Genomic DNA, 24,078 nt, shown 5'->3' on the forward strand with positions numbered 1-24,078 from the left:
GCGTTAACCGTGCACAATCGTGCAAGATGATGAAGGAGCACGCATGCTGAGCGCACAACGACGATCGCACCTGCTCGACCTCCTCGACCGCGACGGGCGGATCGTCGCGAAGGACGCCGCCGCGGCGCTCGGACTCTCCGAGGACTCGATCCGCCGAGACCTCCGCGAGCTGGCGGAAGCCGGACTCTGCGTCCGCGTCTACGGCGGCGCGCTCCCGGTCCCCGCAGCCGATCGCCCGTTCCGGGATCGACTGTCCCTCGGGACGGAGAGCAAAGAGCGCGTCGCCCGCATCGCCGCCGAGCGGATCAGAGCAGGCAGCACCATCATCATCGACGCCGGCACCACCGCGCTCGCGCTCGCGCGACTCCTCCCGGACGATCCGACCCTCACCGTCATCACCCCGAGCCCGGCGGTCGCCCTCGCAGTCGCGGAGCACTCGCCGGCACGCGTCATCATGATCGGCGGCGAACTCGGACGTCACTCCATGGTCGCGGGCGGCGCCCTCGCCGCAGAGGCCATCCGTCACCTGAGCGCCGACGCCTGCTTCCTCGGCGTCACAGGCTTCCATCCCGAACACGGCCTCACCACCGGCGACCTCGACGACGCCGCGACGAAGCGCGCCCTCGCCGAGCGCAGCACCGACGTCTACGTGCTCGCGAGCGAGGAGAAGGTCGGGGCCGTCTCCCGGTACCCGGTGCTCGATGTCGACGAGGTCACCGAGGTCATCGTCGACCCGCAGTCGGACGGACCTGATCCGTCGACGCGGGCCGGGGGTTCAGACGCGCGGGATCGTCAGGATCGCGGGTAGGTCTCGGCGAGGAACGCGGCGTAGCCACCCGGGGTCCGGCCACGTCGCCGACCCGAGGTCTCGACGGGCGCATCCGGCGTCGGCACGACCCGGAGACCCGCCGCCCGGGCACGCTCGACGAGGTCGACGTCCTCATGCTCGGCCAGGTCACGGAAGCCGCCGAGTTCGTCGAGCCGATCGGCCCGGACACCCAGATTGGCCCCGTGCACGTTGCCCGGCAGATGTCCGGGCGGGTGGGTCTCCATCCAGCGCTCGATGTCGCGCTCGGAGAAGTCCGTGAAGTCGGGACGGACGGTCCCCAGGAGGACGTCGACACCGTCCTCGAAGGCATCGGCGTGCACGGAGAACCATTCCTCCGGAACGCGCGAGTCGGCGTCGGTGTTGGCGATCCACCGTTCTGAGACGTCGGCAGCGCCTGATCCCGCAGCACCTGATCCCACAGTGGCCGCGACACCGGCCCGACGGGCCGCTCCGACGCTGCGCTCGTCGATGACGACGGAGACCGCCTCCTCAGGACCGAAGCCCGCCAACCGCTCCCGGACGATCCGCGCCGTGTCGTCGCGACAGTCGTCGAGCACCACGACGATCCCCACCTGCAGCTCGGGACGGAGACGCAGCACGGCGGCACGCGCGACGAGGAGGGCATCGAGGCATGCCCCGATCAGCTCCTCCTCGTCGTGCGCGGGCACGACGGCATCGATCCGTCGCAGCATCAGCCCGTCAGACCGTCCACTGCGGCGACGCTCGCCTCATCGGCGGGCACGAGGACGTCGAGCAGGAAGTCGTCCTCGACGTGCTGGATCGACCGACGGCCGGGCCAGCGTTCGAGCAACCGGTGATGGACGAACTCGGCCGAGGTCGTGGAGTGGTCATCGGGGTGCCGCCAGTGACACGCGACGATGCTCCCGCCGGGCGTGAGTGTGCCGAGGAGGTGGTCGATGACCCGATCGAGGTCGGTCGCCGACAGGTAGTAGCCGACCTCCGACATCACCACGAGGTCGAAGGAGCCGCTCGGCCAGTCGTCCGGAAGCGTGCCCCGTTCGAACCGGGCAGCGGGCACCCGTCGACGGGCGATCTCGAGGGGCGCCTCGGCGATGTCGACCCCGAGCACGTCGTCGCTGCGGTCCGCGAGCCGCTCGGTGAGCACACCCGTCGCGCAGCCGAGTTCGAGCACCGAACCGTAGCGCTGGCGCGGCAGAGCGGCGAGGAGGACCCGACGTTTGCGCTCCTCGTACCAGGACCCGAAGTCCCAGCCGTCGGGGTGGTCGCGGTAGTGGTCCTCGAAGGACTCCTTCGACCGTGACGCAGCGTCGGCCGTCGCGGTGTCGTTGGCGGTGTCGGTGTCCGCCGCACGAGCATCCGCGTCGGTACCCGGCGCGAGGTCCAGCGCACGTCCGTTCGGGAACAGGACCTCGAACCGCCGCGCGTAGTGCTGCAGGTGGTGGTGGTCGACGATCGCCTCGTCGCCCGGCGCATCCGAGAGGGGCTCCGTCTGCGAGGGGTAGGCGTCCATCGCGGCGATCTTCGCCCCGTGCGCCGCCGCGTCGAGCGGGACGATCCGCGCCTCGGCCCATGGCAGGGTCGCGTCGTCGGTGTCGGCCCAGTGCCAGAGCCAGATCGGGAACTCCACGAGTGCGAGGTCGAGCTCGGTCGCGAGGGCCGTGGCGAGTTCGCCCGCGATCCGGTGGTCGCGGTGCCCGTCGCCGCGCCAGGGGGCGACGATGAGCGGTCGCGGTCCGGCGGTGGCGACGGCTGCACGCAGTCGCTCCGCGATGCCCGCGCGTTCGGCGTCGAGGCCGCCGTCCGGGATGTGCAGGACGTCGTACCCGACCGTCGGGTGGAGACGACCGACCGCGTCGACGAACTCCGTTTCCCGGCGCGGGGCGAGTTCCTCGGGCGTGGTGGTCGGTGAGTCGGGGTGCGATCCCTCGCCGAGGGTCACGAGGAGGACCTCGACCGGGATCCCGGCGGCTGCGGCAGCCGCGATCAGCCCGCCGGCTCCGAGCGACTCGTCGTCGGGGTGCGGTGACAGGACGACGACGCCGGTGGCGTGCCGCCAGCTGTCCCAGGCGGGCAGGTCGAGCTCGTGCAAGCGGGTCGCCCAGGCGGCTGCCGACGTGCCGGGGTCGCGGTGGTCGAAGGCGGGCATCAGTCGGCCTCCACCAGCATGCGGCCGTAGCGCGCGAGGTCGCGGTCGCCGTGGTCCTGCTGGATGTAGAGCTCGAGGTCGGACATCCGCGCGAGGTAGGCGGGCTCGGAGGTGAGCGGGCCGGGGCCGAGTGCTCCGAGCACCCCGGCACGGATAGCGTCGACCCGACCGCGGACCGTGGAACGCACGCGCTGGGCGAGGCGCGGGCCGGCCGTGTCGTCGGCGTGACCGTGCTCGATGGCCTGGGCCGCGTCGGCGATCGCCTGCTCGGCGATCGAGAGGTCGATGGCCGCGGCGCCGAGCGTGCGGAGGAGGAGGTCGGCGTCGGGTCGCGTGCGTGCCGCGGCGAGCAGGCGGTCGACGAGCGTGATCGCGCCGCCCCACCAGCAGGCGGCGACGCCGATCCCGCCCCAGGAGAAGCCGGGGCGTCGCAGATACCACCCGTCGTCGCCGACCGGGGAGGCGGGGACCCCGTCGAAGCCGACCGGGCCACTCGGCACGAGCGGAAGTCCGCGGGCGAGCCACGCACTGTCGTCCGTCGTGACCCCGGGGTCGGTGAGTGCGACGGCGAACAGCCGCCGCTCCCCCGGCGCGGTGTGGGCGGTGACGAGGGCGTCGCTCAGGTGGGAGGCGAGGGAGCACCACGGCTTGGTGCCGGTCAACTGCCAGGCGTCGTCGACCAGGGTGGCGTCGAGACGCAGCCCGGGTGCTTCGGCCGCGAAGACGCCCCAGGTGGAGACGGCCGGCGGTTCGAGGTCGGCCTGATGCAGGATGGCGAGAGCGTCGAGGTGCGGTTCGACGACACGTGCGAGCGTGACGTCGACCGCGGCGATCGCGCCGAGTCCCGCGAAGACCCGCCCGGCGGTGTGCTGTTCGAGCGGGCCGACGAGTCGCACGGCTGTGGAGGTGAAGGCCAGGCGCGACTCGATGCTCGCCAACGATCCGGTCGCCGCATCGTGCAGAGCGTCGAGGTCGAGGGAGCTACCGCTGGTTGGCCAGGCGGTCGACTGCAGACGGATCATGCGATCCGCGTCTGGTGTGGGGGTTCCATCGGTGCGCGCATGCGACCTCCTCGCGTCGTGGAGGTCCAAGTCTCGCACCGCCACGCGCCGCCGCCCGCCCCTGGACCGCGACCATCGACCCTGGTAGTGCGTCAGCGCGGTGCGCTGACGCGAGCGCGGGCCATGGACGTGGGCGCGGGTCTCCGGAGGGGCGCGCTCGGTCGCCTGACCCGCGCTCACGCCGGTTCCCTCGGGTTCGCGTCAGCGCACCGCGCTGACGCCAGGTTTCGGCGACTCAGCCCAGCGCACCGCGCCGGCACCCCGCTCGGGCGAGGCGCCGGGCACCGGCTCAGTCGCGGAAGAGGGCGCTGTAGGCATTGATCGCCGGCTGCCCACCGAGGTGCGCGTAGAGGACATTGCTGGACTCCGGGATGTCACCGCTCGTCACGAGGTCGATGAGCCCCGCCATCGACTTCCCCTCGTAGACCGGGTCGATGATGACGCCCTCGAGCCGACCGGTCAGGCGGATCGCCTCCATCGTCGACTCGACCGGGATCCCGTAGAGGTCGCCGGCCCAACCCTCCAGCACCGTGATCTCGTCGTCGCGGAGCTCGCGTTCGAGCCCGATGAGCTCCGCCGTGTTGCGGGCGATGCGTGCGACCTGGTCGCGGGTCTCCTGGATCTTCGCCGACGCGTCGATGCCGATCACCCGGCGCGGTCGGTCCTGCCCGGCGAACCCGGCGATCATGCCGGCGTGCGTGGACCCGGTGACGCTGCAGACGACGATCGTGTCGAAGAACACCCCGAGTTCACGCTCCTGCTGCTCGACCTCGGCGGCCCAGTTCGCGAATCCGAGACCACCGAGGCGGTGGTCCGACGCCCCGGCCGGGATCGCGTACGGGGTGCCGCCGCGTTCGCGCACGTCGTCGAGGGCGCGCTCCCAGCTCGACTTGAAGCCGATGCCGAAGCCCGCTGGGTCGAGACGGACCTCGGCGCCCATGATCCGCGACAGCATGATGTTGCCGACCCGGTCGTTCACGGAGTCGGGCCAGTCCACCCAGTTCTCCTGCACGAGGACGGCCTGCATCCCGAGCTTCGCCGCGACCGCCGCGACCTGACGCGTGTGGTTGGACTGGTAGCCGCCGATCGACACGAGCGTGTCGGCACCCTGCGCGATCGCGTCGGGGATGAGGTACTCCAGCTTGCGGGTCTTGTTGCCGCCGTAGGCGAGACCGCTGTTGACGTCCTCGCGCTTGGCCCAGATCGTCGCGCCACCGAGGTGGGCGGTGAGGCGGTTGAGTTCATGGACGGGACTCGGCCCGAAGGTGAGCGGGTATCGGGAGAAGTCGCTGAGGGACATGTGGTGGCTCCTGGGTCTCGGTGGTGCGGCGGAATGTCGGGGAACGGGGCGGGTGGTGGGCGCTGCTCAGTCCTCGTCGAGGTGGGCGAGGACGAGGTCGGCGAGGGTCGTCCAGTTGCCTCGGACGAGCGCGGCCGCCGCATCGACGTCCCCCGCCGCACAGCGCTCGATGACGGCGTCGTGCTGCGCGATCGACCCGCGCGCGGCGACGGAGGAGAACCGCAACCGTTCGATCCGCCGCAGCAACGGGGTGACCGCCTCCAGCGCGTCCCGGATGAACGGATTCCCGGCGACGTCCACGGCCACGGCATGGAAGGCGTCGTCCGCTGCGAGCGCCGCGTCGGCGTCGTCACGTTGCAGCGCGGCTGCGAAGTCACGGTTCGCCGCGCGCATGCGGTCGAGGTCGGCCGCACTCAGGTGCGGCACCGCCTCACGGACGGCGAGTTCGTGCATGGCGGCGGCGACCGCCTGCGCCTGCAGCGTCGCCCGGCTGTCGAGCGGGGCGACGACGGTCGACCGTCCGGGTTTCGCAATGACGAGCCCACTCCGGGCGAGACGCAGGACGGCCTCGCGGATGGGCGTGCGGCTCACGCCGAGCCAGCGTTCGAGTTCGGTGTCGACGAGTTTCTCGCCCGGGGTGAACGTCCCGTCGACGATCGCGTTGCGGAGCGACTGATAGACGTCGTCGCGGAGGAGCGCTCGGCGCTGCGGGTTGGCTTGAGCGGGAGCGGGCATGCAATATATTGCACATCGCAACGCCGAGAAGTCAAGCGTATCGGCGCAACCGGTCGGACCGGCTCGAAGAGTGGGGTATTCGTCCTACTTGTCCCCCAGATGGCGGATTGTCCACCCACTGAAAGCAGGCCACGATGATCTGCGGGGGTGAGTGCGTGGTGCGACGGGGTGATGAGCCGGTGACGGTCAGACCGCATCCGCGCGTGCTCTGGAGAGCCGTCCTGAGCGCCGCAATCGTCGTCCTCCCCGTGTGGGGCGTCTCACTCTGGCTCGTCGGCCCGACCCCGAGTGTCGAACGCACGTGGGTCATCACGCTCGGTGTCATCGGCATGGTCGTCCTGCTCGGCGTCGCCGTCCTCTCCCGTCGCCAACGCATCGTCGTGCGGCATGACGGGTTCGTCGAGCAGCCCATCGTCGGGCGGCAGCGGTTCGTTCCACGGGAGGCGATCGGCCGCAGTCTGCTCTTCGAGTTCCGGGGTCGAGGTCTGCATGCGAGCTCGCAGTTCTTCGTCTGCGACGCCGAGAACCGCCCACTCCTCCGCATGCGCAGCAACCGGTGGAGCACGGACAGCATCGCGGCCGTCGTCGCGGCGTACGACGGCCCGGTGGAGCGACCTCGCCAGCCGGTCTCGCTCGACGACCTCCGCGAGGACCACCCCGACCTGCTCACCCCGCTCGAGCGTCTGCGCTGGGCGCGCGCCGAACTGCTCTAGCCGAACTGCTCTCGCTGAGTCGGCCTGCCCCGGCTACCGCGACGGAGCGCGAGGGCGTCGTCGCACCCCGCGGGATCCGGCTCGAGGCGGATACCGCCCGGGTCAGAGCGCCTTCGCGTACCAGTGGGCGCCGGGATCGCCGTCGACCCGCGTGAAGCCCGTCCGCTGGTAGAACTGCTGGGCCCCGGTGTTCGCGACACCGACGCCGAGGTGCACGCCCGGGACGCCGCGCTCCGCGAGGAGCTCGCAGAACGCGTCGATGAGCCGTCTGCCGAGGCCCATCCCCTGCGTCTCCGGCAGCAGGTCGATGTGCAGGTGCGCCGGATACTGCGCGAGGAGCTCCGGGGCCAGTCCGCCACGGTCGGTCGCGGATCGGATGATGCCGCGTTCGCCCTCCGAAGCGGCTCCGGAGGCCGCGGCCGCCGTGTACTTCGCCTCGACGGTCGGCCACCAGCGCTCGACGAACCAGCGGTCGAAGGCGGTCGTGTCCGCCGTGCCCAGGATGTACCCGATCGGGCCGGTGCCGGCGTCGACGAGCAGCGCCAACTCGGGCTCGTGCTCGACGTAGGGCAAGGCATAGATGTCGGGCAGGAGGTCGTCCGTGCTGAACTGCCCGGTCGCGTCCGCCCCCGAGTCGCCCGTTCGGGTGCAGATCGCCGCCACGGCGTCGCGGTCGGACGGTCGGTACGCGCGGATGTCGGTCACCGCGCCAGCCTAACCGGCGTTCCCCGGTCCCAGAGCCCCATCCTCGCCGGTCCCTGAAGCCCACCCTCCCGGTCCCTGAGCCCCGCCCTCCCCGGTCCCTGAGCCCCACCCTCCCGGTCCCTGAGCCCCACCCTCCCGGTCCCTGAGCCCCACCCTCCCGGTCCCTGAGCCTGTCGAAGGGCGGCGTTCCTTCGTCTGCCCTTCCACCACCCTCCGGTCCCTGAGCTTGTCGAAGGGCGATGTTCGCCCGTGTGCCCTTCGACAAGCTCAGGAACCGACCGAGGTGCGGCCCGGGGGGCGACCAAGGGTCCGATCGAGGCGGCGATCGAGGCGCGACCCAAGGACAGAGGCGCGATCACGAGACCGCCCGAGGCGCGACCCAGGCACCGGTCCGACCGGGGTGCCTAGGCTGAGTCCCGTGACATGGCGACCAGGAGGCATCGACGCGGCCGTCGAGCAGTGGCGGCTCGTGCCCGACGGCGAGCTCATCGTGACGCCGTCGAGCCGGCTGCTCCCCGTGACGCACCACGGTCGACCGGCGATGCTCAAGGTGCCGCTCGTCCACGAGGAGGCGCTCGGCGGTCAGCTGCTCGCGGCGTGGGACGGCGCCGGGTGTGCAGCGGTGTTCGCGGGCGATGACCACACGATCGTCCTGGAACGCGCGACGGGCGGCCGTGATCTCGCCTCACTGACCCGCGCAGGTGACGACCTCGGAGCCGTCGCGATCCTGTGCTCCGTGCTCGCCACCCTGCACGCGGCGATCCCCACCCCGGCGCCGACCGATGCCGGTGATGTCATCGCCGAAGTCCCCACGCTCCGCCGGTGGTTCCGCGAGCTGCTCGCCGACGACGCATCCGCCCTCGGCACCCTCCTCGGCGATCCAGCGAGCGCCGCGTTCCTCGAGCGTGGGCGGGAGCTCGCCGGTCGGCTGCTCGACACCACGACGCCCGCCGACGTCGTCGTGCTGCACGGCGACCTCCACCACATGAACGTGCTCGAGTTCGCACCCGCCGACTGGCGGGCGATCGATCCCAAGGGCATCGTCGGTCACCGCGCCTTCGACGCCACAGCGCTGTTCAGCAACCCCGATCCCGCGACGGCGCGGAACCCGCAGCTGTTCGCCGAGCGGGTGGGGCTGGTGAGTCGATCGCTCGGCCTGTCGCGAACCGCGCTCCTCGAGTGGGTGGTCGCGCGCTCCGCGCTGTCCGCCGTGTGGTCGCTGCAGGACGGGTTGCTCGACGACGCCCTCGCCACCGTCGAGCTCGGTCGCCTCGCCGAGGACGGCCTCCGGTAGGTTCGCGCCCTTCGACAAGCTCAGGGACCGGGAAACCGCTCAAGGGACCGGGAGCCGCTCAGGGACCGGGAAACCGCTCGGAGGAACGGGGAACCGCTCAGGGGAACGGGACACCGCTCAGGGAACGGGAAACCGCTCAGGGGACGGGACACCGCTTGAAGACCGGCGCGGCAGCTCAGCGGCGGCGACGCGTCCCGAAGATGCCCTCGACGACGCCGGTGAGGATCGACCGTGTCGCCTTCGACCCGAGGATCTCCTCGAGCGGACTCTTCGACGACGTCGACGACGACCTCGTCGACGTCCGGCGGGTCGTGCCGGCGGTCTTCCGGAGCAACCGTTCGTACTCGGCGTCGGCCTGCTTCTGTGCCGCGGCCTGGGCCTTGTCGGCGGCGGCCTGCTGCTTCGCGAGTTCCGCCGCGATGCGCTGCCGCTCGAGTTCGGCCTCGGCGGCGAGCGCGGCCTGGTTGGCCTCCTCGAGCTTCGCCGTCAGGATCTCCCTCGCCGACTCACGGTCGACGGGCGTTCCGTACCGCGCGAGCAACGGTGACGCCGCGATCGCCGCGTCGATCGCGGTGTCGGCACTGGGCGACATGAGTCCCTGCGGCGCCCGCAGTCTCGTCCACGCGACCGGCGACGGCGCCCCTTTCTCGTTCATCACGGTGACGACCGCTTCACCGGTGCCGAGGGAGGTGAGGACCTCGCCGAGCTCGTAGCCGGAGGTCGGGTAGGTCGATACCGTCGCTTTGAGCGCCTTCGCGTCGTCCGGGGTGAAGGCGCGGAGGGCGTGCTGGACGCGCGAACCGAGCTGCGCGAGCACCTCGCCCGGGACGTCCTTCGGCGTCTGCGTGACGAAGAAGATGCCGACACCCTTCGACCGGATGAGCCGGACCGTCTGCGTGATCTGCGCGAGGAAGTCCTTCGACGCGTCGCGGAACAGCAGGTGCGCCTCGTCGAAGAAGAACACGAGCTTCGGCTTCTCGGGGTCGCCCACCTCGGGGAGGGTGTTGAAGAGGTCGGCGAGCAACCACATGAGGAACGTCGAGTAGAGGGCCGGCTGGTTCTGGACGCCCGGCACCTCGAGCAGACTGACGATGCCCTTCCCGCTCGGGTCGAGGCGGATGAAGTCGGCGGTGTCGATCTCGGGTTCGCCGAAGAAGACGTCGGCGCCCTGGTCGGCGAAGGTGATGAGCTCCCGCAGGATCACCCCGACGGTGGCGCCCGACAGCCCGCCGAGCTCCTGCAGCTCACCCTTGCCGTCGTCGCTCGCGAGGTAGGTGAGGACCGCGCGCAGGTCGCTCAGGTCGAGGAGCGGCAGGCCCGCCTTGTCGGCGTAGTGGAAGACGAGACCGAGGCTGGACTCCTGCGTGGCGTTGAGGCCGAGGACCTTGCTCAGCAGCAGCGGGCCGAAGGCGGCGATGGTGGCGCGGATCGGGACGCCCTTGCCGACGCCGCCGAGCGCGAAGTACTCCGTCGGGGTGGCGGCCGGCGTCCAGTCCTGACCGATGCCGCGGGTGCGGTCGAGGAGCTTCTCGTTCGACTCCCCGGGGGTCGCGATGCCCGAGAGGTCACCCTTGATGTCCGCGGCGAACACGGGGACGCCGGCGGCCGAGAGCTGCTCGACGAGGCCCTGGAGCGTGCGGGTCTTCCCGGTTCCGGTGGCGCCGGCGACGAGTCCGTGCCGGTTCATGACACTGAGCGGGATGCGGACCTGCACCCCCGGCAGCGGTTCCCCGTTGACCAGGGCGCCCATCTCGAGCGCCGGGCCGTGCACGAGGTAACCGTCGCGGATCTTCAGCACGTCGTCGAGGCCGAGCGGGCCCGGACCGATGGTGTCGGCGCTGAGCTCGTCGGAGCTGCTGGTGTCGGCAGTGCCAGTGCCGGCGGTGCTGGTGTCGGCACCGACTGCGTCGTCGGTTGGGACGTCTGCTGGGGCCTCGGCGGCCGGCGCATCACTCGCGGAACCGGGGTCCACCGGCTCGACCGGTGACGCTGCTCCGGTGGCCCCGCCCGACGCCGTGATCCCGGCCCCGGCAAGCGCCGCTGCCGCCTCGGCCGCCTTCACTTTGGCTGCGGCGAGTGCCGCCTGCGCCTGGGCGGCTTCGAGCTCGGCCTGGGCTTGGGCGGCGGCAGCCTGGAGTGCGGCGATCTGCGGGTCGGATGCTGCATCACTGGGCGTCATGTGCCGAGCCTAGCGACGCGTTCCCCACCGGTCGAGGGGTCGCGCGAGGGCTGGACGACTGCTCCGATCACCACTGTTCGCGGGTGTGCTCCTGGTCGACGACGGCGCGCAGGTCGGACAGTCGGCGCATCCCGGCCAGCGGTTGCGCCATACGGGTGTTGTGCCGGATGCGCGGTTCCACGCGGTCGAGGAAGGCCCAGTATCCGGCGGTGAACGGGCAGGCGTCCTCACCCAGCCGCACCTTGGGATTGAAGACGCACCCACCGCAGTAGTCGGACATCTTGTCGATGTACGCGCCACCCGAGGCATAGGGCTTCGTCGCGACGATGCCGCCGTCCGCGTGCTGCGACATGCCGATGACGTTCGCGGGCATCACCCAGGGGGTGCCGTCGACGAACATGTCGATGAACCAGTCGTTGAGTGCGACCGGGTCGTACCCGTGCTGCAGGGCCCAGTTGCCGAGCACCATGAGCCGCTGGATGTGATGCGCCCAACCGTGGCGACGCATCCCGTCAATCGTCTCGCGGAGACAGTTGGACTGGATGACGGTGGCGTCGAGTTCGCGGAACTGGCGCGGGAGCGGCTCGTGTGCTCCGAGGGCGTTGTGACTCGTCCGGTACGGCTCGCCGAGGTGCCAGTAGAGATGCCAGACGTAGTCGCGCCAGCCGATGATCTGGCGGGTGAAGCCCTCGACACTCGACAGCGGTGCGCGACCGGCGTGATACTCGGCGACCACGGTCTCGACGGCGTCGCGCGGGTCGAGCAGGCCGAGGTTGAGCGGCGCGCTCAGCAGGGAGTGCGCCATCGTCCAGTCACCGCCGAGCATGGCGTCCTCGAACGGGCCGAAGTCGCCGAGCCTCGTCTCGATGAAGTCCGCGAGCGCCGCCTCCGCCTCGGCCGCCGTGGCCGCGAAGCGTCGGGGCCCGTCATCACCGACAAGCTGGACCAGTCCGTCGCGCTGCCACCGGTCGAGGTCCTCCCGGACCTCCGCGTCGATGTCGTCCTCCTCGGGCCAGAGCGGCTCGGGCAGACCGAGCCGGGCGGCACCCTTCGGCGGCGGGTTCCGGTTGTCGTGGTCGTAGTTCCAGCGGCCACCCTCCGGCTGGTCGCCGCGCATGAGAATCCCGGTCCGCTCCCGCACCGTGCGGTAGAAGTCCTCCAGGAGGAGCCGCTTGCCGTCCCGCGTCGACGCCCAGGCTGCGAAGTCCGGTTCCGACGTCACGAAGCCGCGGCTCGGGAGCACCCGGAGGCCACGCTCGCGGACGAAGCGCCGAGCCGTCCACGAGGGTGGGTCGATCACCTCCAGGTCGGCGCCGACCTCGACGACCTCCTCGTAGCGGTCGACCTGGTGGAACTCCGCCCGGTCGCCGAGTTCCGCCGCTCGATGTCGGATGGCCGAGAGGAAGAGGTGTGCCTTCGCCCGGTGCATCGGTCGCTTCGTGAAGGTGGACTTCGATTCGATGAGCAGGATCGGTCCGCCGTCGTCGAACGCCGGGCCGAGCTGGCCGGTGAGGATCCACCGTCGGCGAGGAGTCGCTTCATCGGGGTGCTCGGCGGCGCTCCGGCCGGTGGTGTCCATCGCCTCAGCGTACGTGGGGCGACGGACACCACCGGGGGCTTGCTCAGCCTGCTCCGATGCTGCTCGGTTCTGTTCGGCGGTGCCCCGTTCGGTTCACAACGCTCAGAGCGTCGCGGCGAACGGGTCCCAGTCCTCGGCGACGAGCGGGACCGGCGCGACCCGGCTCGCCACGTCGACGGTCTGGCGGGACACCACGGACTCGTCGATCGAGACGAGCGTGTCGAGCACGTGGTAGCCGAGGGCACCGGAGGCGAGCGGCGTGCCGCCGGAACGGATCGCCCGCGCGAGGTCGAGGACCCCGGTCCCGCGGCCGGCGAGGACACCCTCGGTCGGCACGACCTCCCACTCCGGGTCCTGCTGCATCCGCTCGATGGGAGCGGCGCGGGTGATCCGCACCTCGCCCGTGAACATGTTCGGGTCGGGGATCACGAGCGTCCCCTCGGTGCCGGTGATCTCGACGACGCCCATCTTCGCGAGCGGCGACTCGAAGCTGAAGACGCTCTGGCTCACGCCGCCGTCCACGAAGCGGGCGATGGCGCTGACGTGCGTCGGCACCTCGACGGCGAACTCGGTGCCGACGCGGTCGCCCTGCTGGATCGTCCGCGTCGCACGCCCACGGGAGCCGGCCGCCGACACCGAGGCGACCGAACCGAACACCTGCACGAGCGTCGTCAGGTAGTACGGCCCCATGTCGAACAGCGGCCCGCCACCCTTCGCGAACAGGAACTCCGGGTTCGGGTGGAAGATGTCCGGGCCGGCGTACTGCATGACGGTCTGGGCGGTGAGCGGCTGACCGATGTCTCCGCGGGCGATGGCGCGACGCGCGGACTGGACGCCCGGGCCGAGCACCGTGTCCGGCGCGATGCCCACGAGGAGTCCTGCGGCGTCGGCCTGCTCGAGGAGCGCGAGCCCGCTCGCACGGTCGACGCTGATCGGCTTCTCCGTCCACACGTGCTTCCCGGCGGCGAGCACCTGCGAGGCGACCTGCGCGTGGACGGCGGGGATCGTGAGGTTCACGACGAGCTCGACGTCCGGGTGCGCGAGGACGTCGTCGGCGGTCCCCCACTCGCCGACGCCCCACTTCTCGGCCTGGGCCTTCGCGCGGTCGACGTCGAGGTCGCCGAGGATCACGACGCGGACGTCGGGGAACGAGGTGAGGTGCTCGAGGTAGGTGTCGCTGATCATGCCGGTGCCGATGAACCCGACGCCGACCGGGCCGCTGCCCTGCGGTGCGCGTGCCGTCGTGCCGTGCACTGCCGCGGCCATCAGCGGACCGCCGCTTCGGTCGAGACGAGCTGTTCGGCGACGAGCGCGTCGACGCTCGCCTGGATGCCGTCGAAGATGTCGCCGGCGCCGTAGTGGTCGAACTCGATGATCGCGAACCGCGCCGAGGGCGCTGCGGCGAGGGACTCACGCAGCGGGACCTCGCCCTGCCCGAACGGTCGCTGGTCGAGACTCGTCGGCACGAAGGGGGCGGCGCCCGGTGCGAACGGGTCGGCGGGCAGCAGGCCGTCCTTGACGTGGAGCGCCTGGACGCGGTCGCCGAGGCGGCCGAGCAGCGCGGGGACGTCCTGGCCGGCGGTCGCCGCCCAGAACAGGTCGATCTCGAGGGCGACGTCGTCACGCAGCTGGTCGGCGAAGACCTCGAACGCGCTGCGTCCGCCGAACGATGCGACGAACTCCTGGGAGTGGTTGTGGTAGCCGACGCGGAGACCGTGGTCGGCGGCGCGCTCCGCTGCGGCGTTCAGGCGGGACGCCGTGTCGGCGACGGCGGCTTCGTCGAGCCAGCGGTCGGGGCTCACGAACGCGTCGATGACGATCTCGAGGCCGAGCGTCTTCGCTGCCGCGAACACCTCCTCCGGTGGGGCGACCGGCATGACCTGGTCGCCGAAGCGGATCTCGTCGGAGAGGAGGGTCGCGTGCCCGGTGCGGGCGGCGAGACCGTGGCGGTCGAAGGCCTCGCGGAGCTCGGGCGCGCGGGAGACGAAGTCGAAGGCTTCGACCTCGCGCAGGCCCATGCCGGCGAGCCAGGCGAGGGCGTCGTCGAGTCCCTGGTCGAGGTGCTCCTTGATGCTGTAGAGCTGCACGGAGAGCGCTGGTGCGGTCATGGTGTTGCCGTCCGTTCTGACGCCGTCCTTGGCGTCGCTGGGTGATGGAGTGGAGCTGGTGATCGGGGTGCGGGAGGCGTGACCAGGGTCACCCACGGGTCGCGATCGATCCGGTGATGGTCCCGTCGGCGTTCCGGGTCATGCGGTGTCGGACCGGCAGGATCGTCAGGGCGCCGAGCACGGCGATCACCCCGGCGCCCCAGAACAGGGCCGTGTAGTTGTTGCCGACCGCGCCGAGTCCGAGGAGGAACGCACCCACCGCGCCGGCGAGCGACTGCGGCAGGGCGTTCGCGATGTTGAGGACACCGAGGTCCTTCGCCGCGTCGTCGGGGTTCGGCAGGACGTCCACGACGAGGGCGGTGTCGACCGCGACGTACACGCCGTACGCCGCCCCCATGATCGCCTCGACGACGTAGAACATGGGCACCGTCGTGGTGTGGGCGAGCAGGATGAGTCCGACGGCGAAGACAGCCGTCGACCCGATGACGAACACCTTGCGGTTGAGCATCCGGTCCGACAGCCAACCGCCGAGCTTCGCGGTGATGACGAGCGCGATCGTGTAGATCAGCACACCCATGGTCAGGGTGTCGACGGCGCCCTGCTGCGACAGCCCGACCTCCTCCTGCAGGAAGAACAGACGGAACGCGACGAAGAGGAACGACGCGAGCGTCAGGAGGAACCGTGAGAGCCAGACCCAGCCGAAGTCCGGGTGCTTGAGCGGGTTCACCCAGAAGGTGAAGAGCAGACCCTTCCATCCGCCGACGTCCGGACGGGTGGTGATCGCGCGGTCGGGCAGGACGAAGCAGTACAGCCACACGGTGATGAGTGCGAAGACGGCCGGAGCGACGAAGAGCAGCAGCATGTCGGTGACGAACCAGCTGGCCACGAAGGCCGCCGCGAGGATGCCGACGTTCTGCATCACGCCGACGTTCGCGGAGACGCTCCCGCGCTGCTCGGGCGGGACCTGGTCGGCGATGGTCGCGAGCAGCGGGCCGAGGATGGCGTTGCCGGTGAGTTGTGCGAGGCACCAGCCGGCGATGAGGACCGGGACGTTCGGAGCGAGGGCGACGATCGTGAGCGAGGCGACGAAGCCGATGGCGCCGAGGAACATCCACGGGCGGCGGCGACCGAAGCGCGAGAGCGTGATGTCGGACAGGCGGCCGATCACCGGGTTCGCGACGAGGGCGAACAGGGCGGCGATGGAGAGGACGTTGCCGTTGACGACCGCCGCCTGGTCACCGGGGACGAGCTGCTGCGTCTTGAGGGCCAGGCTCACGGTGACCGGGGCGAGCAGGGCCACGAACAGACCGAACTGGGCGAGCGCCATGGTGGTGACGACCCGCTTCGACGCCCGTTCCGTCGGTCCCGACGGGCCGGTGACGAGGCTGACGTAGGGGCCGCTCGAGGCACGCTGGCCGGTGGGTTTGGGCTGGCGGGGTGGGCTGGACATCCGAGTTCCTCTCAACGCTGAGCTGCGGACCGGCTCTGGCCCGCGGGTGGTGCTGTCCCGGCAGGATCGGGAAACCGATCACTGCACGGCTTTGAGTATAGGCGCGAAACCCGAGTGGTCAATAGGTTTTCACGAAACCTGTCGGTGTGGCTGCTGCCAGCGCGGTGCGCTGACGCGAGCGCACCCCAGCCGCGTGAGCGCGGGTCTCCAGAGGGTCGCGCTCACGCGCCCGGGGCGCACCCACGCCGATTCCCCAGCGCTCGCGTCACCGCACCGCGCCGGGCCCCACAGACCCGCGCTCGGGTCAGCGCACCGCGCCGGCGTCGCCGACGAGGAGAGCCCAGGCGCGCTCGAGGTCACCGGCCATGTCGACGGAGGGGTCGAGCGTCCACTGCACCTGCAGCCCGTCGGCGAGGGCGACCATGACGCGCGCCACGTGCTCGGGATCGATGCCCGCGGCGACCCGCCCGGAAGCCTGGCGATCACGGACGACGTCGGCGATGCTCCGGCGCACCGCCGTGACGTGATCGACGAAGAACCCTCGCACCGGGTGTTCCGCGTCACCGGAGGCGGCCGCCATCGTCAGGTACAACTCGACGAGGCCAGGGACATCGCTGTTGTGGCGCATGACGGCGACCAGACCCTCGATCGCGTCCTGGGAGCCGGCCGCGGCGAACTCCTCGTAGTCGACGGCGTCGCGCTCCCGCAGGATCGCCGCGAACAGGTGCTCCTTGGATTCGAAGTAGTGCATGAGCCCCGGCAGGCTGACGCCGACCTCACGCGCGACCTCACGGAGCGACGTGCCGCGGTACCCCTCGCGCGCGAACACCGCGAGCGCGACGCGCAGGATCTCCTCGCGGCGCGCAACACCTTTCGCGTAGGAGCCCCGTGCCGTCATGTGCCGATTGTAGGGCCGCGCGATGTCGGCGGTGGGTGGGATTCCTCCACCCGCCGCCGACGCCGATACGTGCATCACTCAGGACGGGTCCGGCACGCCGTCCCGCGATCGCCGCGAGCGCGGCAGACCCGCCGCGATCGTCCTGAATGATGAACGTCGAGACCCCTGACCCGCAGCCCGCTCCCGCTTCCCGACTCAGGCGCCGAGTGCGACCGCCGTCCACGACACGGGCGGGAGCGTGATCGTGAGGGTGCCGTCGGCGAGCGACGCGCTCTCGTTCGCGATGAGGCCGACGCGCTCGCGGTCGTCGATCGTGTTCTTCGCGTAGACGTCCTCGTCGTGGATGCCGTTCGCCTCGACGATCGAACCCACGCCGAGCGCCGAGACGTCGACGGTCACCGTGATCGCCTCGTCCTGGTGACGGTTCACGAGGAACACGGCCGCGGTCCCGGCCTCGGCGTCGTACGTCGCGACCGAGTCGACGAGCGGTGCGTCACCGTGGACCTTCGTGGTGTAGCTGCCGACCTCGATGCGCGGCGCGAGCACGACACCCGACGCGAGCCGGCTGGTGACCGAGAACGGGAAGAACGTCGTCTGCCGCCAGGCTCCGCCACCCGGCTCGGTCATGATCGGGGCGATGACGTTCACGAGCTGCGCGAGGCTCGCGGAACCGACGCGGTCGCTGTGCTTGAGGAGCGTCATGAGGAGGTTGCCGAACACGACCGCGTCGGCGACCGAGTAGACGTCCTCGATGAGACGAGGCGCGTAGGCCCACTCCTCGATCGTGCCCTCGATCGCGTTCCACTCGTCGAGGTACCAGACGTTCCACTCGTCGAACGAGAGCTGGATCTGCTTGTCGGAGTGACGCTTGTGCTGCACGTGGTCGGCGGCCGCGACGACCGTCCGGATGAAGTACTCCATGTTGAGCGACGAGGCGAGGAACGACCCGAGGTCGCCGTCGCGCTCCTGGTAGTACGCGTGGCAGGAGATGTAGTCCACCGAGTCGAAGCTGTGCTCGAGGACGGTGCGCTCCCAGTCGCCGAAGGTCGGCATCGAGGAACTCGACGATCCGCAGACGACGAGTTCAAGCTTCGGGTCGACCATCTTCATCGCCGACGCGGTCCGGGCGGCCAGCTTGCCGTAGTCGTCGGCGGACATGGCGCCGACCTGCCACGGCCCGTCCATCTCGTTGCCGAGACACCACATGCTGATGCCGTAGGGCTCGGGTGCGCCGTTCGCGATCCGCTGGTCGGACAGCGCCGTTCCGCTCGGGTGGTTCGTGTACTCGAGGAGGTCGAGCGCTTCGAGCACCCCGCGCGTTCCGAGGTTGACGGCCATCATCATCTCGCTGCCGGTGAGCTTGCACCACTTGGCGAACTCGTCGACGCCGACCTGATTGGTCTCGAGCGAGTGCCAGGCCAGGTCGCGGCGCACGGGGCGGTGCTCGCGCGGCCCGACGCCGTCCTCCCAGCGGTAGCCGGAGACGAAGTTGCCGCCGGGGTAGCGGATGGTGCTCGTGCCGAGCTCCGTGACGAGGTCCACCACATCGCCTCGGAAGCCGTCGGCGTCGGCGGTGGGGTGGCCGGGCTCGTAGATGCCGTCGTAGACGCAGCGGCCCAGGTGCTCCACGAACGAGCCGAAGATCCGGCGGTTGACGGGTGCGACCGTGACGTTCGGGTCGATGGCGATGCGTGCGGTGGTCATTGGGTCCTCTCGGGGACGTCGTCATCCAGGTTTCTACAACGTTGAAGGTAAACGTTGTAGAAGCAGTCTCGTGCGCCGATCGGCGGCTGTCAAGACACGTCTGGAGATGGGGAATCGGCGCCGACAGGCGAGGACGCGGTCGACTCACGTCGCACCAGTTCGAAGTCCGCGTAGACGCGACGGGGTGGCACGTCATCGACTCCCCCGGCGATCCGCTCGACGAGCAGCGACACGGCGGTCCGGGCGATCTGCTCCCGCCCCGGCGCGATCGTCGACAGCGACGGCAGGGAGTACCGACCCTCGTCGATGTCGTCGAAGCCGATGACCGCGACCTCATCGGGCATGGCGACGCCTCGTTCGCTCAGGACGCGCATGGCTCCGAGCGCCAGGGCGTCGTTGAACGCGACGATGCCGTCGAACGCGACACCCTCATCGAGCATCGCGCGCATCGCGACCGCTCCGTCGAAGCGACCCCAGACCGGGACCTCGCGGACGAGCGCCGGATCGAACACCATGCCGGCAGCCTCCAGCGCGGCTCGATACCCGGCGAGACGCAGACTGGCCGAACCGACGATGTCGGCGCGGTGCGCTCCGAAGGCGGCGATCCGCGTCCGACCGAGCGCGATCAGATGCTCCGTCGCGGCACGCGCTCCCTCGGTGTTGCGCATCGTCACGTGGTCGTTCGGGGCGTTGAACATGCGCTCACCGAGGAGCACCATCGGGATGGTGACCTCCTCCACGACGGCGAGGTCCTCGTCGCCGAGGTGGAGCGCGCTGTAGAGGACACCGTCGACCGCACGGAGTCGTGCGCCGCGCAACAGCTCGGCCTCGCGTGCCCGGTCGCCGCCGCTCAGCTCGATCAGCACCGACAGGCCGAGCTGGTCGGCGGCGTGCATGACGGCGTCGGCGAGTTCGGCGAAGTAGGAGTTCCGGAGGTCGGGGATGATCAGGCTGATGACGCCGGAACGACCGGAGCGGAGCCCGCGTGCGGAGAGGTTCGGGCGGTACCCGAGCTCGGCGATCGCCGCGAGCACCCGCTCCTTGGTCGCCTGCTTGATGTGCGGGTAGTCGTTGACGACGTTCGAGACGGTCTTGGCGGACACCCCGGCGAGCTTCGCCACGTCGTGCAGGGTGGTCGCCATGATCCTCCTCGGCGGCGGCATACCCGGCCGCCCTGTACGCACTCTACAACGTTGAAGGAGCGGCCCTGGATCCGGGCGTTTGGGCGATCACGGAGCCAGTGGACTCCCTCGGGACGACGCGGAAGCCGCTGACGATCGCGCGCGGTGCCTCCGGCTGCCCGGGTGCGGCGATCCGCTCGATCAGGAGCTCGACGGCGCGCTCGGCGATCTCCTCCCGGCCGATGTCGACCGTGGACAGGGTCGGGAGGGCGTAGCGCGTCTCGTCCAGGTCGTCGAAGCCGATGATCGCGACGTCGTCGGGGATGCTGAGCCCGGCGTCTTGGAGGACGCGCATGGCACCGAGGGCCATCGCATCGTTGAAGGCGACGACGCCGTCGAACGGCAGGCCCGCGGCGATGACCTCGCGCATCGCGTTCGCCCCGTCGCTGCGGTGCCAACTGACGACGGTGCTGACGTAGGCGGGATCGGCCGGGATGCCGGCGGCTTCGAGCGCCTCGCGATACCCCTGGAGGCGGAGGGCGGCCGGCCCCAGGGTGTCGTGCGGGTCGGTGCCGAGTGCGACGATGCGGCGCCTGCCCTGCGCGAGCAGGTGTTCGGTCGCCGCGCGGGCGCCGTCGACGTTGGCCATCGTCACGTGGTCGCGGTCGCCGTCGAACAATTGCTCACCGAGGATCACCATGGGCCCGTCCGGGAGGAGCGCGCTGTCGTCGCGGTCGAGGCTGAGCGGACTGTAGAGGATGCCGTCGACGAGCTGCATGCGCGGCCCACGGAGGATCTCGAGCTCGACGTCGCGACCGCCGGCCACCTGCTCGATGAGCACCGAGAGCCCGCGCGCACGAGCCTGACGCATGACCGCGTCCGCGAGCTCCGCGAAGTAGGCGTTGCGGAGGTCGGGGATGATGAGGCTGATCACGCCGGACCGGCCGGAGCGGAGGCTCCGGGCCGAGAGGTTGGGGCGGTAGCCGAGCTCGGCGATCGCGCGCTCGACCTTGGAGCGGGTCGCGTCGCTCACGTGCGGGTAGTCGTTGACGACGTTCGAGACGGTCTTGATCGAGACGCCCGCGCGTGCGGCGACGTCGTGCATCGTGATCGACACGCGTCTCCTCCCCCGGCCGGCTCCCGGCTGTCAGCAGACTACCGCTCCGCCGGCACAGGGTGTCGTGGCCGCCAGCGCGGTGCGCTGGCGCGAGCGCGGGTCTGTGGCGTGAGCGCGGGCCTCCGGAGGGGCGCGCTCACGCGGTGGACCCGCGCTCACGCCGATCCGGGCGGTCTGGGATCAGCGCACCGCGCTGGCGTCAGGACGGAACACGAACGACGAGCGGTAGACGACAGGCGACGGGCGTCCGCTCGATCAGCCGTCGGTGAGCGGGACCCGTTTCTTCGGTTCGGTCGACATCCGGTGCAGCAACGGCACCGCGATGATGAGCGCGACACCGGCACCGAGCAGCAGCCCACCGATCGTGTCGCTCACCCAGTGGGCGCCGAGATAGGTCCGCGACAGCATCATCAGCAGCGTGTAGGCGACACCGATCAGCCACACCCAGACCCGCGGGAAGATGATCCCGAACGCGACGGCGATGGTCGCCGCGTTCGCACTGTGCCCCGAGGGGAAGGAACCGAAGTCCGCGTGGACCAGGATGTCCTCGGGCCGCGATCGACCGACGATGTTCTTGATGATCTGCACCGCTCCGGCGCTCAGGGCGGAGACGATCGCGAAATACAGGGCCGCCCACGGTCGGCGAAGCAGCAGGAGGACGGCGATCCCGAGCAGCGGCACGACGAAGATCGCGACGACCCCGCCGCCGAGCCAGTTCATGACGAGCGCAGCCTGGACGAGCCACGGCGACCGCTCCTCGAGGACCTCCTGCATCCACTCCTCGTCGAAGCCGAACGGGGCGTTCGGGCCGCGCTGGAAGAGCAGCACGCCGAGCAGGAGGACGAGGACCACGGCGATCGCGCCGCTGATCAACGGCCACCGCCGGGAGACCTTCGCAGCGAGCTTCGGATCGGGCCGGATCGACGCCGGGTCCGGATCCATCGCGAGCGCACCCGACTCGTCGAGAGCTGGCGAGACCGCCTCGTGCACCTCGGGAGCCGGTGCAGCTGCTGGGTCGTCGTGGTCGTCGGGTGCCGTCATCGTCCCATCATGCCGTGTCGGGTATGCCTCACGCGTGGGCTTGCGCCAGGAGGATGACGCGTTGATCGCCGCGCCGATACGCCGCCGGATATGCGCTGGCGACCGACGGCCGACGAGCACGAGCTGCGGGCCTGGCGGGCGATACTGGAGCAGTGACCCACGACGCCCGCACCGCTCCCCTCGCCGACGACGCGCGGTGCCCCTGCCTGTCCGGTGAGACCTACGGCGCCTGCTGCGGGCGCCTGCACCGAGGTGAGTCGTCGGCGGCGACCGCGGAGGCGCTCATGCGGTCGCGGTTCTCGGCCTTCGCGGTCGGTGACGCGGAGTACCTGCTGCGCACCTGGCATCCGTCGACCAGGCCGGCGTCGCTCGAGTTGGACGACTCCCTCCGCTGGTACCGGCTCGACATCGTCGCGACCTCCCGCGGTGGGCTGCTCGACACCGAGGGGATGGTCGAGTTCGTCGCGCACCACAAGGTTCCCGGCGTGCGGGGCTCGGCGGGGAGCCAGCACGAACGGAGTCGGTTCTCGAAGGACACCGGCGCGTGGACGTACCTCGACGGCGTGGACCGGTGACCTGACGGCGCGAGCCACCAGGTCAGCCGGCGAGGGCCGGGACCTTCTTCGGCTGCACGATGAACCAGAGCGCACACACCGACACGACCGAGGTCGCGGCCATCACGGCACCCATGGGGATCGCGGTACCGATCCCGAGCACACCGACGATGGGCGAGATGAGTCCCGCAAGCCCGAAGTTGAGCGCCCCGAGGAGCGACGCCGCCGTCCCGGCCTCGTGCCCGTGGTTCGCCAGGGCGAGCACCTGCACCGCCGGGAAGCCGAAGCCGCACGACAGGATGAAGAAGAACAGCGGCACCAGCACACCGAACAGCCCGACGTCGGCCATCGTCAGCGCGACGATCGTCACTGCGGAGATGAGCTGCACGATGGTCGTGCACGCGAGGATCCACTGCGGCCCGTACCAGCGCATGAGGCGCGACGAGATCTGCACCCCGGCGACGATGCCGAGCGAGTTCACCGCGAACAGGAGACCGTACTCCTGTGCGTCGAAGTCGTAGACCTCCTGGAAGAGGAACGACGAGCTCGAGAGGTAGGCGAACAGGCCCGAGAAGCTCATGCCACCGATGAGGGCGACACCGACGAACACGCGGTCGCTGAACACCGAGCGGTAGCGGTCGCGGACGGTGCTGTGCCCGGCGTCGCGACGCCGCGCGGGCGGCAGGGTCTCGACGATCCAGAGCGACACCGCGATGACGACGAACAGCCCGTAGGCGGCGAGGAACACGAAGAGTCCGCGCCAGTCGAGGACGAGGAGGAGCTGCGACCCGATGACGGGAGCGGCGATCGGCGCGAGCCCGTTCACGAGCGCGAGTCGCGACAGCATCCGCACGAGCGGCTTCCCGCCGAAGAGGTCGCGGACCATCGCCATCGCGACGACACCACCGGCCGCCGCACCGGCACCCTGCAGCACGCGGAACACCATGAGCCACCCGATGTCGGGCGCGAACGCGGCGCCGACCGAGGCCAGGATGTGGATGCTCGTCGCGAGGATGAGCGGGAGACGCCTGCCGACCTTGTCGCTCCAGGGCCCCATGAAGAGCTGACCCACCGCGAAGCCGATCGTGGTCCCGGTGAGGGTGAGCTGGATGAGGCTGACCGGGACGTCGAGGTCCTGTTCGAGGATCGGGAACGCCGGCAGGTAGAGGTCGATGGTGAACGGCCCGAGCGCGGTGAGCGCGCCGAGCACGAGGATGTAGACGAGGCGCTGCCTGCCCGAGAGCGAGTCCCCGGGGTGGACGACGGTGATTCCTGCGGTGTGCACTGGTGAACGGATTCCTAGCGAGGTGCGGGGGGTGGGAGGAGTGGTCCAAATCGATGTCGAATCGATTCGAGAAGCGGCGTTAACGCTAGCAGCCGGGGACGCGTTTTCGCGACACCCCCGGACGACCGATCGGCGTCGACCTCGCTCCACAGCCCATGGGGAGCAGCGTCGCCTCGACGACCCTCAGGCGACCGCCCAGCATCCGTTTCACGACGTTCGCTAGGCTGATCCGGCTGCAGGCGAACCGGTCGCGGGCCGCCTGTCCGGAGCCCGATCC

General features: G+C 70.6%; 21 protein-coding genes. 4 read left to right on the forward strand and 17 right to left on the reverse strand.

The genetic code is table 11. From position 1 onward, the window contains the following. The first annotated feature begins 43 nt into the window (after positions 1-43). On the forward strand, positions 44-808 hold the full coding sequence (locus IFU30_RS14710) for a DeoR/GlpR family DNA-binding transcription regulator (RefSeq protein ID WP_192005726.1): 765 nt from the start codon (positions 44-46) through the stop codon (positions 806-808). On the opposite strand, the gene IFU30_RS14715 is transcribed toward IFU30_RS14710, so the two are convergent. The 5 genes from IFU30_RS14715 to IFU30_RS14735 form a co-directional block, all read right to left on the reverse strand. Beyond that, positions 793-1,497: a glycosyltransferase gene (locus IFU30_RS14715; protein WP_342450873.1), complete on the reverse strand. Its 705-nt coding sequence runs from the start codon at positions 1,495-1,497 to the stop codon at positions 793-795. The genes IFU30_RS14710 and IFU30_RS14715 overlap by 16 nt on opposite strands. A gap of 23 nt (positions 1,498-1,520) precedes the next feature. Then, complete coding sequence (locus IFU30_RS14720) at positions 1,521-2,957, reverse strand: bifunctional PIG-L family deacetylase/class I SAM-dependent methyltransferase (RefSeq protein ID WP_192005730.1); 1,437 nt, start codon at positions 2,955-2,957, stop codon at positions 1,521-1,523. Next, entirely contained in the window at positions 2,957-3,979 is a 1,023-nt protein-coding gene (locus tag IFU30_RS14725) for an acyl-CoA dehydrogenase (protein ID WP_192005732.1), read from the reverse strand. Before IFU30_RS14725 ends, IFU30_RS14720 begins: the two co-directional genes overlap by 1 nt. 328 nt (positions 3,980-4,307) lie before the next feature. Next, on the reverse strand, positions 4,308-5,318 hold the full coding sequence (locus tag IFU30_RS14730; RefSeq protein WP_192005734.1) for a 1-aminocyclopropane-1-carboxylate deaminase: 1,011 nt from the start codon (positions 5,316-5,318) through the stop codon (positions 4,308-4,310). A gap of 66 nt (positions 5,319-5,384) precedes the next feature. Beyond that, entirely contained in the window at positions 5,385-6,053 is a 669-nt protein-coding gene (locus tag IFU30_RS14735; RefSeq protein ID WP_192005736.1) for a GntR family transcriptional regulator, read from the reverse strand. Between the two features lie 203 nt (positions 6,054-6,256). On the opposite strand from IFU30_RS14735, the gene IFU30_RS14740 reads away from it, so the two are divergent. Then, positions 6,257-6,766, forward strand: coding sequence for a hypothetical protein (locus tag IFU30_RS14740; RefSeq protein WP_192005737.1), 510 nt, complete (start codon positions 6,257-6,259; stop codon positions 6,764-6,766). A gap of 102 nt (positions 6,767-6,868) precedes the next feature. Here the strand turns inward: IFU30_RS14740 and IFU30_RS14745 are convergent, their stop codons facing one another. Beyond that, positions 6,869-7,471, reverse strand: a complete 603-nt coding sequence (locus IFU30_RS14745; RefSeq protein WP_192005739.1) for a GNAT family N-acetyltransferase — start codon at positions 7,469-7,471, stop codon at positions 6,869-6,871. Positions 7,472-7,889: 418 nt separating this feature from the next. Here IFU30_RS14745 and IFU30_RS14750 point away from each other — a divergent pair, with 418 nt between their 5' ends. After that, positions 7,890-8,765 carry an aminoglycoside phosphotransferase family protein gene (locus IFU30_RS14750; RefSeq protein WP_197977594.1) on the forward strand — a complete coding sequence of 292 codons (876 nt, stop codon included), beginning with the start codon at positions 7,890-7,892 and terminating at the stop codon, positions 8,763-8,765. Positions 8,766-8,940: 175 nt separating this feature from the next. Here the strand turns inward: IFU30_RS14750 and IFU30_RS14755 are convergent, their stop codons facing one another. The 10 genes from IFU30_RS14755 to IFU30_RS14800 all read right to left on the reverse strand — a co-directional run bounded on the left by IFU30_RS14755 (position 8,941) and on the right by IFU30_RS14800 (position 21,962). Continuing rightward, positions 8,941-10,944 carry a helicase HerA-like domain-containing protein gene (locus IFU30_RS14755; protein WP_192005741.1) on the reverse strand — a complete coding sequence of 668 codons (2,004 nt, stop codon included), beginning with the start codon at positions 10,942-10,944 and terminating at the stop codon, positions 8,941-8,943. A gap of 67 nt (positions 10,945-11,011) precedes the next feature. Then, positions 11,012-12,523 carry a cryptochrome/photolyase family protein gene (locus tag IFU30_RS14760; protein WP_192005743.1) on the reverse strand — a complete coding sequence of 504 codons (1,512 nt, stop codon included), beginning with the start codon at positions 12,521-12,523 and terminating at the stop codon, positions 11,012-11,014. 102 nt (positions 12,524-12,625) lie between these two features. Beyond that, positions 12,626-13,789: a Gfo/Idh/MocA family protein gene (locus IFU30_RS14765; RefSeq protein ID WP_192005745.1), complete on the reverse strand. Its 1,164-nt coding sequence runs from the start codon at positions 13,787-13,789 to the stop codon at positions 12,626-12,628. Next, positions 13,789-14,631 (reverse strand): sugar phosphate isomerase/epimerase family protein, encoded by an 843-nt coding sequence (locus IFU30_RS14770; protein WP_192005746.1) that lies wholly within the window; start codon positions 14,629-14,631, stop codon positions 13,789-13,791. Before IFU30_RS14770 ends, IFU30_RS14765 begins: the two co-directional genes overlap by 1 nt. A gap of 88 nt (positions 14,632-14,719) precedes the next feature. After that, positions 14,720-16,081: an MFS transporter gene (locus IFU30_RS14775; RefSeq protein WP_192005748.1), complete on the reverse strand. Its 1,362-nt coding sequence runs from the start codon at positions 16,079-16,081 to the stop codon at positions 14,720-14,722. 304 nt (positions 16,082-16,385) lie between these two features. Further along, the gene (locus IFU30_RS14780; RefSeq protein WP_192005750.1) at positions 16,386-16,979 is read right to left on the reverse strand and encodes a TetR/AcrR family transcriptional regulator; all 594 of its coding nucleotides are present in this window, start codon (positions 16,977-16,979) and stop codon (positions 16,386-16,388) included. A gap of 195 nt (positions 16,980-17,174) precedes the next feature. Then, entirely contained in the window at positions 17,175-18,683 is a 1,509-nt protein-coding gene (gene arfA, locus IFU30_RS14785) for an arabinosylfuranosidase ArfA (protein WP_137243781.1), read from the reverse strand. An 89-nt stretch (positions 18,684-18,772) separates the two neighbouring features. Beyond that, positions 18,773-19,825 carry a LacI family DNA-binding transcriptional regulator gene (locus IFU30_RS14790; RefSeq protein WP_192005752.1) on the reverse strand — a complete coding sequence of 351 codons (1,053 nt, stop codon included), beginning with the start codon at positions 19,823-19,825 and terminating at the stop codon, positions 18,773-18,775. A 43-nt stretch (positions 19,826-19,868) separates the two neighbouring features. Continuing rightward, positions 19,869-20,921: a substrate-binding domain-containing protein gene (locus IFU30_RS14795; RefSeq protein WP_192005754.1), complete on the reverse strand. Its 1,053-nt coding sequence runs from the start codon at positions 20,919-20,921 to the stop codon at positions 19,869-19,871. 255 nt (positions 20,922-21,176) lie between these two features. Beyond that, entirely contained in the window at positions 21,177-21,962 is a 786-nt protein-coding gene (locus IFU30_RS14800) for a phosphatase PAP2 family protein (protein ID WP_228501947.1), read from the reverse strand. 152 nt (positions 21,963-22,114) lie between these two features. Between IFU30_RS14800 and IFU30_RS14805 the strand changes: the two genes are divergently transcribed. Continuing rightward, positions 22,115-22,537, forward strand: coding sequence for a YchJ family metal-binding protein (locus IFU30_RS14805; protein WP_192005755.1), 423 nt, complete (start codon positions 22,115-22,117; stop codon positions 22,535-22,537). A gap of 22 nt (positions 22,538-22,559) precedes the next feature. On the opposite strand, the gene IFU30_RS14810 is transcribed toward IFU30_RS14805, so the two are convergent. Next, on the reverse strand, positions 22,560-23,801 hold the full coding sequence (locus tag IFU30_RS14810; RefSeq protein WP_205858686.1) for a multidrug effflux MFS transporter: 1,242 nt from the start codon (positions 23,799-23,801) through the stop codon (positions 22,560-22,562). Positions 23,802-24,078: the final 277 nt, after the last annotated feature.

This window comes from Plantibacter sp. CFBP 8798 (assembly GCF_014841195.1).
In the GTDB taxonomy this organism is placed as follows: Bacteria; Actinomycetota; Actinomycetes; order Actinomycetales; family Microbacteriaceae; genus Plantibacter; species Plantibacter auratus.

What these genes read in the sequence shown, in the direction of transcription:
- IFU30_RS14800 (WP_228501947.1), bottom strand. Translation starts at nt 21,962, where the DNA reads ATGACGGCACCCGACGACCACGACGACCCAGCAGCTGCACCGGCTCCC.
- IFU30_RS14755 (WP_192005741.1), bottom strand. Translation starts at nt 10,944, where the DNA reads ATGACGCCCAGTGATGCAGCATCCGACCCGCAGATCGCCGCACTCCAG.
- IFU30_RS14730 (WP_192005734.1), bottom strand. Translation starts at nt 5,318, where the DNA reads ATGTCCCTCAGCGACTTCTCCCGATACCCGCTCACCTTCGGGCCGAGT.
- IFU30_RS14765 (WP_192005745.1), bottom strand. Translation starts at nt 13,789, where the DNA reads ATGGCCGCGGCAGTGCACGGCACGACGGCACGCGCACCGCAGGGCAGC.
- IFU30_RS14770 (WP_192005746.1), bottom strand. Translation starts at nt 14,631, where the DNA reads ATGACCGCACCAGCGCTCTCCGTGCAGCTCTACAGCATCAAGGAGCAC.
- IFU30_RS14760 (WP_192005743.1), bottom strand. Translation starts at nt 12,523, where the DNA reads ATGGACACCACCGGCCGGAGCGCCGCCGAGCACCCCGATGAAGCGACT.
- IFU30_RS14720 (WP_192005730.1), bottom strand. Translation starts at nt 2,957, where the DNA reads ATGCCCGCCTTCGACCACCGCGACCCCGGCACGTCGGCAGCCGCCTGG.
- IFU30_RS14710 (WP_192005726.1), top strand. Translation starts at nt 44, where the DNA reads ATGCTGAGCGCACAACGACGATCGCACCTGCTCGACCTCCTCGACCGC.
- IFU30_RS14735 (WP_192005736.1), bottom strand. Translation starts at nt 6,053, where the DNA reads ATGCCCGCTCCCGCTCAAGCCAACCCGCAGCGCCGAGCGCTCCTCCGC.
- arfA (WP_137243781.1), bottom strand. Translation starts at nt 18,683, where the DNA reads ATGACCACCGCACGCATCGCCATCGACCCGAACGTCACGGTCGCACCC.
- IFU30_RS14790 (WP_192005752.1), bottom strand. Translation starts at nt 19,825, where the DNA reads ATGGCGACCACCCTGCACGACGTGGCGAAGCTCGCCGGGGTGTCCGCC.
- IFU30_RS14725 (WP_192005732.1), bottom strand. Translation starts at nt 3,979, where the DNA reads ATGATCCGTCTGCAGTCGACCGCCTGGCCAACCAGCGGTAGCTCCCTC.
- IFU30_RS14780 (WP_192005750.1), bottom strand. Translation starts at nt 16,979, where the DNA reads ATGACGGCACGGGGCTCCTACGCGAAAGGTGTTGCGCGCCGCGAGGAG.
- IFU30_RS14775 (WP_192005748.1), bottom strand. Translation starts at nt 16,081, where the DNA reads ATGTCCAGCCCACCCCGCCAGCCCAAACCCACCGGCCAGCGTGCCTCG.